Raw genomic sequence first — 13735 nt, 5'->3', positions numbered from 1 at the left:
GATCGGTCCCTGTCCGGTATCCCCCTTCCCTCTGCCCACGGAGCACCCCCACCATGACCTTCGCCGCCACGCCGCGATCCCGCAGCGAGGACCGCCGGATCAGCCCGGTGTTCTGGGTGCTCCTCGCCGTCCTCGGCACCTCCGCCTGGGCGGTGTACGCCGGCTACGGCAACGCCCGGTTCGGGGTGTTCCTGTTCGTGGTGTCGGGCTGGATGGTCTCGCTCTGCCTGCACGAGTACGCCCACGCGCGCACCGCGCTGCACGGCGGCGACATCACCGTCGGTGCCAAGGGCTACCTCACGCTCAACCCGCTGAAGTACGCCAACGTGCTGCTCAGCTTCGTGCTGCCGATCGTCTTCATGATCATCGCCGGCTTCGGCCTGCCCGGCGGCTCGGTGTGGATCGAGCGGCACCGGATCCAGGGCCGGCTCAAGCACAGCCTGATCTCGGCGGCCGGGCCGCTGGTGAACCTGGTGTTCGCAGCGGCGCTGCTGATCCCGGTCGGCGCCGGCTGGCTGGACGGCTCGGACGTGCACGCCTCCTACTACGGCTACGAGCTGACCGTCTCGCCCTTCGCCTGCGCCCTCGGCTTCCTCGGCCTGCTGCAGCTCACCGCGGCCCTGCTGAACCTGCTGCCGGTGCCCGGCCTGGACGGTTACGGGATCATCGAGCCGTGGCTCTCGGCCAAGACCCGGCGCACGGTCGAGCCGTTCGCGCCGTACGGCATGCTCGCGGTGTTCGCGCTGCTGTGGCAGCCCGAGGTGAACTCGTTCTTCTTCGGGATCGTCCACGACCTGATGAGCCTGTTCGGCGTGGACACCGACTACGCGACGGTCGGCCGGTACCTGTTCAGCTTCTGGAAGAACTAGAGCTGTTCGGCCGCCGCGGCGAGCTTCTCCTTGCGGCGGTTCATCCACAGCACGTTGCTGGCCACACCGGCCAGCGGGAGCCAGATCAGCCCGATCCAGAAGCCCGCGATCACCGAGACCACGGCGGCCGCCAGCGCGAGGACGGTGACGATCAGGGCGATGAGGGACGTGCGAGGCATGACGCGGGGCTCCTAGACGCGGGTGCGGGCGGCCGGGTTGCGACCGCCACCCATTGTCGCCGACCTCACCTCCGGAGAAGGTCCAGGGGTGAGGTCGACACGGCGTCCTCGATCACACGTCGGTGATCCGCAGGCCCGCATGGGCCTTGTAGCGGCGGTTGACCGAGATCAGGTTGGCCACCAGTGCCTCCACCTGGTGGGCGTTGCGCAGTCGGCCCGCGAAGACGCCCCGCATCCCGGGGATCAGGCCGGCCAGCGCGCGCACCACGTCGGTGGCGTCCCGGTCGTCGCCGAGCACCATCACGTCGGTGTCGATCCGCTCCACCGACTCGTCCTGCAGCAGCACCGCCGAGAGGTGGTGGAAGGCGGCGGTGACCCGGGAGTCCGGCAGCAGCGCGGCGGCCTGCTGGGCGGCGCTGCCCTCCTCCGGCTTCAGCGCGTACGCGCCCTGCTTGTCGAAGCCGAGCGGGTTGACGCAGTCGACGACGATCTTTCCGGCCAGTTCCCCGCGCAGCGCGGTGAGGGTGGCCGCGTGGCCGTCCCACGGGACGGCCACGATCACCACGTCGCTCTCCCGGGCGACGGTGGCGTTGTCGGCGCCGCGCACGCCGACGCCCAGCTCGGCCGCCGAGGCCTCGGCCCGGGCCGCGTCCCGGGAGCCGATGATCACCTGCTGGCCGGCCTTGGCCAGCCGCAGGGCCAGGCCCCGCCCCTGGTCGCCGGTGCCGCCGAGGACGCCGACCACCAGCTGCGAGACGTCCGGCACTTCGTGGGCCGGGTTTGTCGCTGAATCGAGGGAAGTCATGGGCCGATCCTGCCAAATCCCCGGCCGCGCACGACATCCTGGCCCGCATGGACGCGGTGAGAGTTTCAGCACTCCGGGAGCGGCTGACGGGCACCGGCTGGCTGGAGGCGGCCGGCGGCTTCGCCGGCTCGCTGCGGCGCTCGGTGGAACGGCGCGGGGCGGGCGAGTTGCTGCTGGTCGGCACCGAGGCGTACGAGCCCTGGCACCTGGCCGCCCACCTGGCGGACGAGGCCGCCTGGTCCGCCGTCCCCCGGCTGGCGCCCACCCTGCTGCGGCACCGCCCGCCCGCCGCCCCGGCCCACCTGGCGCACCACCTGTGCCGGCTCACCGAGGCCCGGCGCGGCGCCACCGTCCTGGTGGTGGCCCCCGAGGCGGCCGGCGCCCGGCTGTTGGAGCGGGTGTGGGACGCCCGCCGGCACGGCGCGACCGTCCTCGCGGTGGACGGCGCCGCCCCCACCGCACCGGGCGACCTGGGCGGGATCGCCCACGAGCGGCTGGCCGTCGGCACCGCCGCCGAGGAGCCCTTCGACCTCGCCCAGCACCTGGTCAGCGCCGCCGCCGGGCAACCGGCCGGCCGCCGCTCCGCCCTGGCCCGGCTGGCCGAGCTCGCCGGTCGGCTGACCTCGGCGCCCGCGCTCAACCGCTGGTGAAAAACCCGTTGCGGCGGCCGAAGTAGCCATCCGAGGATGGTGGTTCGTGAACGACGACGAACCACCGCATACCGGTCGGCTGCGTACTCTGCTGCGCTCGCTGACGCCCGACCTGGCGCCGTGGCGCGCCTCGCGCGATTTCCGCTACCTGTGGACCAGTGGCTGCGTCACCAGCTTCGGCAGCTTCCTGACCTACGTCGCCGTGCCGATGCAGATCAAGGAGCTCACCGACTCCTCCTTCGCGGTCGGCCTGATCGGCGCCGTCGAACTCGCCCCGCTGATCGTCTTCGGCCTCTGGGGCGGCGCCCTCGCCGACGCCCTGGACCGGCGCAGGCTGGTGCTGCACTCGGAGGCCGCGCTCGGCCTGCTGGCCGGGCTGCTGCTGCTCAACGCCCTGCTGCCGCACCCGTTGCTGTGGCCGATCTACCTGGTCGGCGCGCTGGTCTCGGCCTGCGACGGCCTGCAGCGCCCGGCGCTGGACTCGCTGCTGCCGCGGATCGTCGCGCACCAGCACCTGTCCGCCGCCTTCGCCCTCAAGTCCCTGTACCACAACGTCGCTTCGGTGGCCGGGCCGGCGCTGGCCGGTGTCGTGGTGGCCTTCTCCGGGGTGCAGACCGCGTACGCGCTGGACGTGCTCACCTTCGCCGTCTCGCTGCTGCTGCTGGTGCGGATCAAGGCGGTGCCGCCGCCCACCGGCGCCGAGCGCCCGTCCGTACGGGCGGTGCTCACCGGCGTGCGGTACGCGTGGAGCCGCAAGGACCTGCTGGGCACCTACGCGATCGACACCTGCGCCATGCTGTTCGCCTTCCCGGTGGCCGTCTTCCCGTTCCTGGCCTCAGAGTTGGGCGCGGACTGGGCGCTCGGCCCGATGTACGCGGCCTCCGCCGTCGGCGCCCTGCTGGTCGGCGCGACCAGCGGGTGGACGTCCCGGGTCCACCGGCACGGGCGGCTCCTGGTGGCCGCCGCGGTCGGCTGGGGCGCGGCCATGGCGTTGGCCGGGCTGTCCGGGAACATCTGGGTGGTGCTGCTCGGGCTGGCACTGGCCGGCGGCGCCGACCAGATCAGCGGGATCGCCCGCTCGACCATGTGGAACCAGTCCATCCCGGACGCGGTCCGCGGCCGGATGGCCGGTGTCGAGTTGCTCAGCTACTCCGTCGGCCCCCAGCTCGGCCAGGTCCGGGCCGGCACCATGGCCGGGCTGATCGGGGTGCGCGCCGCCGTCTGGAGCGGCGGCCTCGCCTGCGTGGTCGCCGTCCTCGCGGTCGCCGCCGCGCTGCCGAGGCTGCTCGCCTACGACGACCGCACCGACCCGCACACCGCGGCGGTCCGGGCCGAGCACGACCGGGCGGAACGCGAGGCGGCCGCGGCGGCGTGACGCTACTGCCCCTCGCCCTTCGGCTTGTCGCTCCAGCGCGGGTCGTTGCGCCACTCGCGGTTGCGTTCGTCCGCGATCTGCAGCGCTTGGGCCGCCTCCTCGGGGCTGCCGTACGGCCCGAGGCGGTCCTTGGCCGGGCACTCCGGGCCCTCCTCGACCTTGCCGTGCTTGATGCAGTAGAACCACTCGCCCGGCTGGCCGGTCGGCTTGCGGTGGAATCCCAGGGGCATGACGCTCTCCGTTCAGGCTGATGGGTCGGTACCGATCATTCCCCGGCCCGGGCCGCTCCGCACACCGCCCGGGTGGGACGGGTCCCGACGGCTAGACTCGCCGCCATGGCTCTCGTACCCGGCATCCAGTCCCCCACCCGCAAGGTCCCGGCGCACATCGCGCGCCCCGAGTACGTCGGACGGCCCGCTCCGACGCCGTACACCGGGCCCGAGGTGCAGACCGCCGAGACGATCGAGAAGATGCGGATCGCGGGCGCCATCGCCGCCCGGGCGATGGAGGAGGCGGCCAAGCTGATCGCCCCCGGCGTCACCACCGACGCGCTGGACGCCGTCGCCCACGAGTACATGTGCGACCACGGCGCCTACCCGTCCGACCTCGGCTACCGGGGCTTCCCCAAGTCGGTCTGCACCTCGATCAACGAGGTGATCTGCCACGGCATCCCGGACTCGACCGTGCTGCAGGACGGCGACATCGTCAACATCGACGCCACCGCGTACATCCACGGAGTGCACGGCGACCTCAACGCCACCTACCTGGTGGGCGACGTGGACGAGGAGTCCCGGCTGCTGGTCGAGCGCACCCGGGAGTCCCTCAACCGGGCGATCAAGGCGGTCAAGCCGGGCCGTCAGATCAACGTCATCGGACGGGTCATCGAGTCCTACGCCAAGCGCTTCGACTACGGCGTGGTGCGGGACTTCACCGGACACGGCATCAACACGTCGTTCCACTCCGGCCTGATCGTCCCGCACTACGACAGCGAGCGGGCCACCGAGGTGATCAAGCCGGGCATGACCTTCACCATCGAGCCGATGCTCACCCTGGGCACCTACGACTACGAGATCTGGCCGGACGGCTGGACGGTCGTCACCAAGGACCGCAAGCGCACCGCCCAGTTCGAGCACACCCTGGTGGTCACGGCGGACGGCGCGGAGATCCTCACCCTGTCGTGACCCGGCCCGCCCGAACCCCGGAGGCGAGCGGGCGAAGTAACAGCCGCCCCGAGCCGAAGGGGCGCGCCGGTGCCGAAAGGGAGAAGCGACCAGCGAGGTACGAGCGCCGGAGCGCCGACCGTCGGCACCGGGTCGAAGCGCCCCGGAGGCGAGCGGGCGGATAACAGCCTCAGCCGATGAGCCACTGCTCCTCGGCCACCGCGCCCACCTCGGTGCAGGCGTCGGTGAGCACGTCCAGGACGCGCAGCGGGTCCGGCAGTGGCTGCTCGGGCCCGCGCAGCCACCGCACCTGGGAGCCGTCCGGGAGGGCGGCCGGAGGGAGCAGGGTGTACGAGCCGCGGCAGTGCCAGCGCAGGCCGGGGTGCTCGGACATGGTGTCCGGGGTGGAGTCGAGCGCGCTCGGCCACCACTCGTCCTCGTCCTGCGGGGTGCCCCGGGTGGCGGTGAAGAACAGGTAGCGGTCCTCGCCGACGGCGGCGACCGGGCCCTCGACGCCCAGCGCGGTCAGCCGCTCCAGCGCCAGCCGTCCGGCCTCGGCCGGGACGTCCAGCACGTCGTGCACCCGGCCGGTGGCGGTGATGAAGTTGGCCTGCGGGTCGCGGGAGAGCCAGCGGGACAACTGCTCGGGCTCGGTGGTCGCCTGGGTCTGCCAGGCGAAGGAGACCGGGTGCTGGGCCGGGGCCGGACAGGCCACCCGGTCACAGGAACATCGGTAGCCGGCCGGATGGGCGGCGGGCGCGAGCGGGAATCCGGCGCGCACCGCGCCGAGCAGCTGGTCCAGTCTGGCGGCCTGGTCCGCTTCCCCCGGACGGGCCCGCTGTCGATCACGCTTCTGCCACCAGGTCGTCCACCTGCCGCCGGCTTCCATCGGGCCCCTTCCGCGCACTGCCGTGCCTGGTGCGACACAGCGTTCGACGTACCACTCCGACGCAACGCACGGCGCCCCCCGCTACTTCCCGAGGAGGTGCCCGGCCCTGCTGTCCGCGCCCTGCCGGCCGCGGCCCGGGGTCACCGGACGGCCGACGCCCGGGTCACGGTACGAAGTCGCGGCAGCACGCTGTCCGCGCCGGTTCCGACCGGAGGGCACGCGAACCGGCGCCTCACCCGGCCCGTACGGAGCCCGCTGACCCGGGTGAACCCCGAGGGCGTAACAGGAAGGATAAGGGTGCGCGGGGCCTCCGGATGACCGGGGGCGGTGCCTCTCCGGTCACACTCCGGGCACTCGGCCCTCACCGGGCCTCCCTCTCCGGGCGCCCTGGCCGTGGCCGCAGCGTGGAGGTGAGACCCTGGAGGGGTGAAGAGCGCGGACACCGAATTCGTCGGCGGCCCCCTGGACGGGAAGGTCCTCCCGATCCCGCTGGGGCCGATGCTCGGCGTGCCGAAGAAGTACAAGGTCCCGGTCCCCGCGCAGGGCGACAGTCCCGCGCGCACACTGGTGTACGTCCGGAGCAAGCAGGTTCGGGGCCTGAGCTGGTTCTGGCGCTACGAGTACGACGAGGCGGCCACCGCCAAGGCCTCCGGCTGACGGGCCGTCCGTTCCGTTCCCCTCATCGCCTCCCCGGGAGGTCGGCATGGCCAGGACGGTCCGGCACCACGTACGGCGCCCCAGGAGACGCTCGCAGGCGGTCGCCCACCACAACCGGCAGGTCGCCGGGGTCACCGGGGCGCTGCTACTGGCGGTGTCCCTCTACACCGTGACGATCGGCCCCGACGGCTGGCTCTGGTTCGGCTGGGCGGTGCTGCTGCTCACCTGTGCGGCCCTGTTCGTGGTCCGGCCCTGAGCCTCCAGGGCCGGAGAGCAGCGGCACCGCCCGTCACGCCGGTCCCCCCGCGCCGGTCAGTCATCCTCGGCGAGGATCAGGTAGAGCTTCTTGCGGGCCTCGGTCAGCACCGCCAGGCCCTTGGCGCGCTGCGCCTCGGTGCCCGTCCGCATGACCTGCTGCACGGCCTGGTCGACCGTGGCGAGCGCCTGACCCATCTCCTGGACGGCCTCCCAGTCGGCCTCCCGGCCGGCCTCCGCCCACGGCTCGGCCGACCCGGCCTCGGCCTCGGCGCGACCCGCCTCGGTGAGCGAGACCAGCCGCTTGCCGCCGACCTCCTCCGCGGTGATCAGGCCCTCCTCCTCCAGCAGCTGGAGGTTCGGGTAGATCGAGCCCGGGCTGGGCCGCCAGGCCCCGCCGGTCCGCTCGGTGATCTCGGCGATCATCTCGTAGCCGTGCATCGGCCGCTCCTTGAGCAGCGCCAGCAGCGAGGCGCGGACGTCCCCGCGCCGGGCCCGGCCGCCGCGCCGCCCGTGCGGGCCGCCGCGTCGGCCGCCGTGACCGGCGAAGCCGTGCCCGAACGGGCCGCCGCGCGGCGAGCCGAACCCGCCGAAGGCCGCCCGCCCCTCGAAGCCCTCCCCGGGCATCCCCCGGAACTCGGGGCCCGGCCCGCGGCGCATGCCGCCACCGCGCGGGCCCTCTCCACGAAACCGCTTTCCTGAGCGCATCGCGCCCACCTCCTTGTTCGCCGAAACAGTCGAGTCACTGTCTCGATAGTTCGACGATATATCGGCGACTGTCGCTCGTCAATGGATTCCGACACGCCCGCCCCGCAGGGCGCGCGGGCCCGTCGGCGGGCTACGGTGACGGGCATGGCCGGTGAACGAGACCTTGCGACCCTGCTGCGCGGCATGCGACCGCAGCTCAACCCGGGGCGGTACGTCTACTGCACCCTCCCCGCGAAGGTGCCCGCCGGAATGCGGCCGGTGGTGACCGTCGCCGAGCCCGAAGGCGTGACCGTGGTGGTCGCCCAGGACGAGGCGGACGCGCTCGGGCTGCGCTACGAGTACGTGGCGGCCTGGATCACCCTGCAGATCCACTCGGCGCTGGAGGCCGTCGGCCTGACCGCAGCCGTGGCCGTACGGCTCGCCGAGGAGGGCATCAGCTGCAACGTGGTGGCCGGCTTCCACCACGACCACCTGTTCGTCGCCGCCGACGACGCCGACCGCGCCGTCCGGGCCCTGGAGGAGCTCTCCACGCGCTCCGCCTGACGGTCCCGCCGGGTGGCCGCCGCCGACCGACCCTTCGACACTGGAAACAGCCGCCCCGCCAGGGCCGGCCCCACCGGAAGGAGACGGCCGCCATGGCCATCTGCGTCACCTGCGGCAACGACTACTGGCTCGCCTTCGAGATCAAGACGGTCACCGGCGACACCTACACCTTCGACAGCTTCGAGTGCGCGATGGAGAAGCTCGCCCCCCGCTGCGAACAGTGCGACGTCCGCATCGTCGGCCACGGCGTCGAAGTGGCCGGCATGTTCTTCTGCTGCGCCAACTGCGCCCGCGTCAACGGCGGCCTCGGCGAGCAGATCCGCGACGCCGTCGGCTCCCACCCCGCCTGAACCCCGTCCCCGCGACGCACGAAGGCCCTCCGCCCCGCGCTTCCCGCGCTGGTCGGAGGGCCTTCGGATGTTCAGGGGCGGAAGAGTCGGCCTGTACGCCGGGCATAGTCTCCTTAGGGGCACCGAGCTGGGCGAATGCCCCGGGGAGACTTCCGATCGCCACGCAATCACCGCACCCTCGGCGCCCCCACTCAGTTACCGAAGGGCCCCGCAGAGTGGAGGTCGTGGTCTTCAGTTCGCTGCAGTTCGACCGGCGCTTGTCAGGCCGTAATCGGCACTTCCCTGACAGTCGCGGTTTCCGGTGGCGGCCAGGTGCCTTGCGCGGTGTCGCTCAGACGGTGGCGGTACAGACGAATCCAAGGTCGGCCAGGCCCTCACTCTGGCACAGCCGGTCAGATGCGCCCCCGGCAGCTGTCTGCAGAAGCTGGTAGTCAGCGCCGTTCACCTTGCCCCAGTGCATCCCCGAGCGCCACAGGAGCCGCCCGAGGCCGAGGCCTCGGTATTCCGGCAGAACACCGAAGTACTGCGGGAGGAGTCGGCGCTTACCGACGGGGTCCGCCATGGTCTCCATGGGGCCGATTGCGCCTACTACGCGCTTGTCCTAGACAGCGACCAGCACGGGACCGACGCTGTCGATCCGGGAATGCAGGAACACGAAGCCCTCACCGGCCAGCTTCTCGGCGAACTCGGGGAAAGTGGTCCGAATAGCTTCGGGCTGTTGGCCGAGTGCCTCGATTCCCTCGACGGCAGGTGCTTCCTGGTCGAAGGTGCGGAGCTGTACGCGGGTAGACGCGGCCACTGGGTCGGCGGCGTCCTGGAACCACACCACACGGGCTTTGGATACGTCGTACTCGGCCGCGAGCTTGGCGGCCAGTTCCCCGGTCTCTCGGACGTGCTCGCGGGCACCGTAAAGATGGACACTCAGGATGCCTCGACCAGTGATCGTGGGGATCAGCGTGCGAGCCTGATCCTGGACGATGGCGTCCACCAGGACATGCTCGTCCTTGCGGCTGGACCACCGGCGGTCCTTGTCGTGCGGCAGGAACTCTCCGGTGCCAGCGACGGCGAACACCTGGGCCAGAAGCTCAGCGGAGACAGCTTCTGGATGGAGCGGCCCCAGCGTCGGGAGATAGGGGACGCACATCACGGGGCGCAGCAAGTCCCAGCGCAGATCCATACCCGCACCCTACTTGCCCGCCCCGCACGGCTCAGGCCCCAACGCGGAGAACGCCGGGGCCTGAGCGTTACTGATCAGGTGCGATCAGCGGGTGGTTCAGTGGGGGTTGTCGTCGCCCGCGTTGCACGAGCACTTCACGCTGTCCATGACGTCGTCCAGGTCGGCGACGCCGATGATCTCGGTGATCGGCTCGGTGGGGGCCAGGACCGGCCTCGTGAGGTACGGCAGGCGCTGGGCCGGGCCGTCGTCCGGGAGCGGACGCCTCGGGGAGAGTTCGACAGCTACAGCGGTCATGTCACCCTGCTTTCTTGATCCCGTGCTGGCAGTAACTTGCGAGTGGTGCCTTCGCCTCCTGGTAGTGCTTGGCCAGCGGCCGGCAGACAGTGCACGAGCCTGAGAGCTGGCAGCCGGAGCAGCCACCGGTGCGAAGCATGAGGCGGTCGGCGATGGCGCCGAGCCGGGCGAGGCCGTCGATCCCCTCGTCGGGAAGACTGATCTGGTCGTTACGGCCGATCTTGCAGATGGACACCAGCCCGTGTGGGTCGGCGTGGAAGAAGGTGTGTCCGGCGTTGCAGCCACCGAACGGCCTGCGCATCCGCAGGTGCTCCTTGGACTGCGCTGTCAGCGACTCCGCGCCGCCATAGATGGTCGGCGTCATGTTGGTGAAGACGTTGTACTCCAGGCCCCAACCCTCACACAGGTCGATCATCGCCTGTTCCTCGGTGGCGTTGTCCTCGGTGACGATGATGCTCATCCGCAGCGGGAGCCTGGCGCGGCGGGCGGCGTTCATGACCGGCGTCTGGCCGCAGGAAAAGGAGTGGTGGCTGCCGCCGTGCGTCGTATCCGTAAAGCACGACGGATGCGGCGTGCCGCTCCAACTCGCCTCGGTCCACCTGAGCTTCCGCTCGCCCGCCCGACGCCAGATCGAGGCCGGCAACATCGCCACCTGGCACCGGCGCGACCGGGCGGTGCTCCTCGGCGCGGACTTCAACTCCTACAGCGCCTCCGGCCAGGAGCAGCAGCCCTTCCCGGACTGGCCAACCATCCCCGACCGCACCCACCAGGAACACCGCACCCGCGGCGGGAACGAGAGCGACACCGAGCCCGACCGCGCCCTCACCCGCGTCGGCATCGACGACGTCGCCCTCCACGCGGCCACCCACCTCGGCCAGGCCGACGCCCTCGTGCCGACCGCCAGCCAGTACCCCGGCGTCGCCCTACGCCAAGGGCCTCCTCAGCGCATCGACTTCCAGCGTGCCTCCCGCGTCCTGCTACCGGCGCTCGTGGAGTTCAAGGTCATCCCGCTGCCCGGGCTGTCCGACCACCCTCTCCTCGTCTCCGTCTGGGACGAGGAGGCGTTCATGACCGGCCTCGCACGCCACCCCGACTTCGACTACCGGAGCGCCCGGACCGAGCTCGAATCCCGTACGAGCTAACGACCGCGACACGGCAGGGGCAGCACGAGAACCACGGAGGCACACCCGCGATATCGAGCACCCCCGGAACCGGATCACCGGCCTGGCGGATGCGTGAACGGCCCGCCTCCCGCCGAGCGCGGCGCGATTGTCAGCACCCCGTGGCACACTGCCCTGTTCGACCTACAACCGCCTTCCAAGTACGACGAGTTGAGGCCGTTCACCGGATCGTGTGGCATCTGCCGCGACACGCCGACGCGGCCCCGTCCGGCCACCTACGGTGGGACACCTGCCAACGCACTCACGTGCGACGAACGATCACCAGTTTGATCGCAGCTTCGCCATGCCCTGAACCGGCCGCACCCCCGCGCCGGATCCCTCCCGCCCCTGGAAGGAGACGTCCCGTGCCGCACACGCTGGTCGTCGGAGTCCACCTGGTCCTGATCGAGAACGGCCGGGTGCTACTCGGACAGCGCGACAACACCACGTTCGCCTCCCACCACTGGCACGCCCCAGCCGGCCATCTCGAAGCCGGAGAGTCCGTCCTGGCCGGCATGGCCCGCGAGGCCGATGAGGAACTCGGCATCACCATCCGGGAACAGGACCTCAACTTGGTACACACCCTCCACCACCTCGACGCCGACGACGGTGCCGGACGCCTCCAGCTGTTCTTCGCCCCGCGCGCGTACACCGGGAAGATCACCAACCGTGAACCGGACAAGTGCGCCGCCCTCCGCTTCTGGCCACTGGACGGGCTTCCGCAGCCGATCGTCGGCTACACCGCCGACGCGCTCGCGCAGATCACCGCCGGCCGCCCGCTGTCCGTCGTCGGATGGCCGGCATGAGCACCACGAGCCACCCGAGGCTCCCGGCCGCCGGGGCGCCCGCGGGGAGCGCGGAGACCCGGCTCGTGGTCGTCCGGGGAAACTCGGCGTCGGGCAAGTCGTCGGTGGCGGCGGGCATCCGGGACCGGTTCGGCCGGGGCCTGGCCGTGGTCGCCCAGGACAATCTCCGCCAGATCGTGCTGCGCGAGCGGGACCGGCCCGGCGGCGCGAACATCGGCCTGATCGACACGGTGGCCCGGTACGCATTGGGCGCCGGCTACCACGTCGTCATCGAGGGCATCCTGTACACCGATCACTACGGCGAGATGCTCCAACGCCTGGTGAACGACCACCGCGGCATCACCCACTGCTACTACCTCGACATCCCGATCGACGAAACGCTGGTCCGCCACGCCTCGAAAACCGATCCCGAGTACCTGGCGGCGGCCGTCACCGAACGGGAACTGCGCGACTGGTACCACGAGCACGACGTTCTTCCCGGCGGCATCGAGACCGTCATCGGCAGCGAGAGCACCCTCCGCGACACGGTCGACCGCATCATGCGCGAGACCGCGCTCTCGGAGTTGCCCCCGCGCGACACCTAGAAGCAGTCGCCCGACCGCCGTGTCCGCGCCATTGCCCCCTCCCATTTCAACCAGGAGCACCTCTGATGCACGAGACGAGCAGGCTGTCGGTCGGCGTCATCGCCCACGACCTGACGACCGACCGGATCGCCACCGTCCACTACGCCCAGCGCAGTTGGACCCCCGGCCCCGCGTGGACGATCCCCGGCGGGAAGGTCGACCCCGGGGAGGAAATCCCCGACGCTGCCGCCCGGGAACTGCGTGAGGAAACCGGGCTCATCGCCCGGCCATCCGACCTGCGCCTGGTGCACACCGTCCAGGCCAAGGAGGGCTGGGACGGGCGCGGCGGGTTCGTACTCTTCGTCTTCGCCACGAGCGAGTTCACGGGCGAGCTGGTCAACGTCGAGCCGGACAAGCACCTGGAGGTGCACTGGCACCCCGTCACCGACGTCCTGCCCAACCCCATGTTCCCGACCTCCAAAGCCGCGGTGGAGGCGTACCTCGCCGACGGCCCCGCATTCTCCACCCACGGATTCGACGCCGGCTCCGAACGGCGGCAGCTCGTCGAGACGTGACCGACGCCCGCCGGCACCGTGCCGGGCGGGTGCGCCCGTCGGGCGCGGTGCCGACCGGTTCGACCCTGCCCGGTCCGCACCGGTCGCCCCACGGCTACGCCGGTCCCTGACGGCACTCGACGACCGCAGTTCCCCCCTCTGTGAAAGGGAGTATGTGACTAGCGCACCCAGGACCTCGACGGACCCGGTGCCGGACAGCGAGCAGCTGCTGTTCGGCGGGCCGATGCGCTACGACTACGGCTGGGCCAAGCACGAGATGGCCAGCGGCAAGGTGACGTTCTGGGCGGTGGCGCGGCAGATGCCGCACTTCCTGCGCCTGGCCGCGCGGATGGCCTGGCACGCGGACCGCGCCGCGCTGCTGACCCTGGTCGGGGCCGAGGTACTGCGCGGCCTGGCCGCGGCCGTTGCGCTGATCGCCACCAACCACGCGCTGGCGGCGCTGGTCGCGCATGGCGATGTCTCCGCTGTGCTTCGGGCGGCGACGCCGGCGATCGTGGCCGTCGGGGTGGTGGCCAGCCTCTCGTCCGTGCTTTCCGCCGCCTCCGGCTGGGCCGGCGAGCGGCTGAAGCCGGCCGTCTTCCGCCGGGCCACGATCGAGTTCCTGGGCATCGTCAGCCGCTCCGAGCTGGAGGCAATCGAGGACCCAGCCTTCCTCGCGGAGGTGGACAGCGCCCGCTGGGGCGCGATGTCACTGCAGAGCATCATCGGCCAGGCCACCTC

The 13735-nt window shown here is 71.6% G+C and carries 20 protein-coding genes and 2 pseudogenes; 13 read left to right on the top strand and 9 right to left on the bottom strand.

The features are described from left to right. Positions 1-53: 53 nt before the first annotated feature. Positions 54-869: a site-2 protease family protein gene (locus ABZW30_RS33545; RefSeq protein WP_355675004.1), complete on the top strand. Its 816-nt coding sequence runs from the start codon at positions 54-56 to the stop codon at positions 867-869. Here ABZW30_RS33545 and ABZW30_RS33540 read toward each other — a convergent pair. Both ABZW30_RS33540 and npdG read right to left on the bottom strand, forming a co-directional pair. Next, positions 866-1048, bottom strand: a complete 183-nt coding sequence (locus tag ABZW30_RS33540) for a hypothetical protein (protein WP_355675003.1) — start codon at positions 1046-1048, stop codon at positions 866-868. The genes ABZW30_RS33545 and ABZW30_RS33540 overlap by 4 nt on opposite strands. Positions 1049-1160: 112 nt before the next feature. Further along, positions 1161-1853, bottom strand: a complete 693-nt coding sequence (gene npdG, locus ABZW30_RS33535) for an NADPH-dependent F420 reductase (RefSeq protein ID WP_355675002.1) — start codon at positions 1851-1853, stop codon at positions 1161-1163. Positions 1854-1900: 47 nt separating this feature from the next. Between npdG and ABZW30_RS33530 the strand changes: the two genes are divergently transcribed. Both ABZW30_RS33530 and ABZW30_RS33525 read left to right on the top strand, forming a co-directional pair. Continuing rightward, a complete protein-coding gene (locus ABZW30_RS33530) occupies positions 1901-2503 on the top strand; it encodes a hypothetical protein (RefSeq protein ID WP_355675001.1) in 603 nt (200 codons plus the stop codon). Positions 2504-2549: 46 nt separating this feature from the next. Next, positions 2550-3878, top strand: a complete 1329-nt coding sequence (locus ABZW30_RS33525; RefSeq protein ID WP_355675000.1) for an MFS transporter — start codon at positions 2550-2552, stop codon at positions 3876-3878. Between the two features lie 2 nt (positions 3879-3880). Here ABZW30_RS33525 and ABZW30_RS33520 read toward each other — a convergent pair whose 3' ends face one another. Then, positions 3881-4108, bottom strand: a complete 228-nt coding sequence (locus ABZW30_RS33520; RefSeq protein WP_355674999.1) for a hypothetical protein — start codon at positions 4106-4108, stop codon at positions 3881-3883. A gap of 105 nt (positions 4109-4213) precedes the next feature. Here ABZW30_RS33520 and map point away from each other — a divergent pair, with 105 nt between their 5' ends. Beyond that, the gene (map, locus tag ABZW30_RS33515) at positions 4214-5059 is read left to right on the top strand and encodes a type I methionyl aminopeptidase (RefSeq protein ID WP_355674998.1); all 846 of its coding nucleotides are present in this window, start codon (positions 4214-4216) and stop codon (positions 5057-5059) included. Between the two features lie 169 nt (positions 5060-5228). Here map and ABZW30_RS33510 read toward each other — a convergent pair whose 3' ends face one another. After that, on the bottom strand, positions 5229-5927 hold the full coding sequence (locus ABZW30_RS33510) for a bifunctional DNA primase/polymerase (RefSeq protein ID WP_355674997.1): 699 nt from the start codon (positions 5925-5927) through the stop codon (positions 5229-5231). Between the two features lie 426 nt (positions 5928-6353). On the opposite strand from ABZW30_RS33510, the gene ABZW30_RS33505 reads away from it, so the two are divergent. Then, positions 6354-6584: a hypothetical protein gene (locus tag ABZW30_RS33505; protein WP_355674996.1), complete on the top strand. Its 231-nt coding sequence runs from the start codon at positions 6354-6356 to the stop codon at positions 6582-6584. Between the two features lie 46 nt (positions 6585-6630). Further along, entirely contained in the window at positions 6631-6840 is a 210-nt protein-coding gene (locus ABZW30_RS33500) for a hypothetical protein (protein WP_355674995.1), read from the top strand. A gap of 56 nt (positions 6841-6896) precedes the next feature. Here ABZW30_RS33500 and ABZW30_RS33495 read toward each other — a convergent pair whose 3' ends face one another. Next, on the bottom strand, positions 6897-7499 hold the full coding sequence (locus tag ABZW30_RS33495) for a PadR family transcriptional regulator (protein WP_355674994.1): 603 nt from the start codon (positions 7497-7499) through the stop codon (positions 6897-6899). Positions 7500-7691: 192 nt separating this feature from the next. Between ABZW30_RS33495 and ABZW30_RS33490 the strand changes: the two genes are divergently transcribed. Together ABZW30_RS33490 and ABZW30_RS33485 are read left to right on the top strand one after the other, a co-directional pair. Then, on the top strand, positions 7692-8090 hold the full coding sequence (locus tag ABZW30_RS33490; protein WP_355674993.1) for an ACT domain-containing protein: 399 nt from the start codon (positions 7692-7694) through the stop codon (positions 8088-8090). Between the two features lie 92 nt (positions 8091-8182). Continuing rightward, positions 8183-8440: a Prokaryotic metallothionein gene (locus ABZW30_RS33485; RefSeq protein WP_355674992.1), complete on the top strand. Its 258-nt coding sequence runs from the start codon at positions 8183-8185 to the stop codon at positions 8438-8440. A 331-nt stretch (positions 8441-8771) separates the two neighbouring features. Here the strand turns inward: ABZW30_RS33485 and ABZW30_RS33480 are convergent, their stop codons facing one another. From ABZW30_RS33480 to ABZW30_RS33465, 4 genes and pseudogenes are all read right to left on the bottom strand, one after another. Continuing rightward, complete coding sequence (locus tag ABZW30_RS33480) at positions 8772-9011, bottom strand: GNAT family N-acetyltransferase (RefSeq protein ID WP_355674991.1); 240 nt, start codon at positions 9009-9011, stop codon at positions 8772-8774. A gap of 30 nt (positions 9012-9041) precedes the next feature. Next, a complete protein-coding gene (locus ABZW30_RS33475; RefSeq protein ID WP_355674990.1) occupies positions 9042-9617 on the bottom strand; it encodes a hypothetical protein in 576 nt (191 codons plus the stop codon). Positions 9618-9713: 96 nt separating this feature from the next. Further along, positions 9714-9911, bottom strand: a complete 198-nt coding sequence (locus tag ABZW30_RS33470) for a hypothetical protein (protein WP_355674989.1) — start codon at positions 9909-9911, stop codon at positions 9714-9716. Between the two features lies 1 nt (position 9912). Next, a pseudogene (locus ABZW30_RS33465) lies at positions 9913-10407 on the bottom strand (radical SAM protein); the annotation flags it as partial. A gap of 76 nt (positions 10408-10483) precedes the next feature. On the opposite strand from ABZW30_RS33465, the gene ABZW30_RS33460 reads away from it, so the two are divergent. The 5 genes and pseudogenes from ABZW30_RS33460 to ABZW30_RS33440 all read left to right on the top strand — a co-directional run. Next, positions 10484-11053: a hypothetical protein gene (locus ABZW30_RS33460; protein WP_355674988.1), complete on the top strand. Its 570-nt coding sequence runs from the start codon at positions 10484-10486 to the stop codon at positions 11051-11053. 383 nt (positions 11054-11436) lie between these two features. Continuing rightward, a complete protein-coding gene (locus tag ABZW30_RS33455; RefSeq protein WP_355674987.1) occupies positions 11437-11877 on the top strand; it encodes an NUDIX domain-containing protein in 441 nt (146 codons plus the stop codon). After that, complete coding sequence (locus ABZW30_RS33450) at positions 11874-12461, top strand: AAA family ATPase (RefSeq protein WP_355674986.1); 588 nt, start codon at positions 11874-11876, stop codon at positions 12459-12461. Before ABZW30_RS33455 ends, ABZW30_RS33450 begins: the two co-directional genes overlap by 4 nt. 65 nt (positions 12462-12526) lie before the next feature. Then, a complete protein-coding gene (locus tag ABZW30_RS33445; RefSeq protein ID WP_355674985.1) occupies positions 12527-13015 on the top strand; it encodes an NUDIX domain-containing protein in 489 nt (162 codons plus the stop codon). A 154-nt stretch (positions 13016-13169) separates the two neighbouring features. Next, positions 13170-13735, top strand: a pseudogene (locus ABZW30_RS33440) (ABC transporter ATP-binding protein); the annotation flags it as partial.

The sequence above is a fragment of the Kitasatospora sp. NPDC004669 genome, assembly GCF_040609455.1.
Taxonomy (GTDB): Bacteria; Actinomycetota; Actinomycetes; order Streptomycetales; family Streptomycetaceae; genus Kitasatospora.
This window is presented reverse-complemented; position numbering and strand designations above follow the sequence as displayed.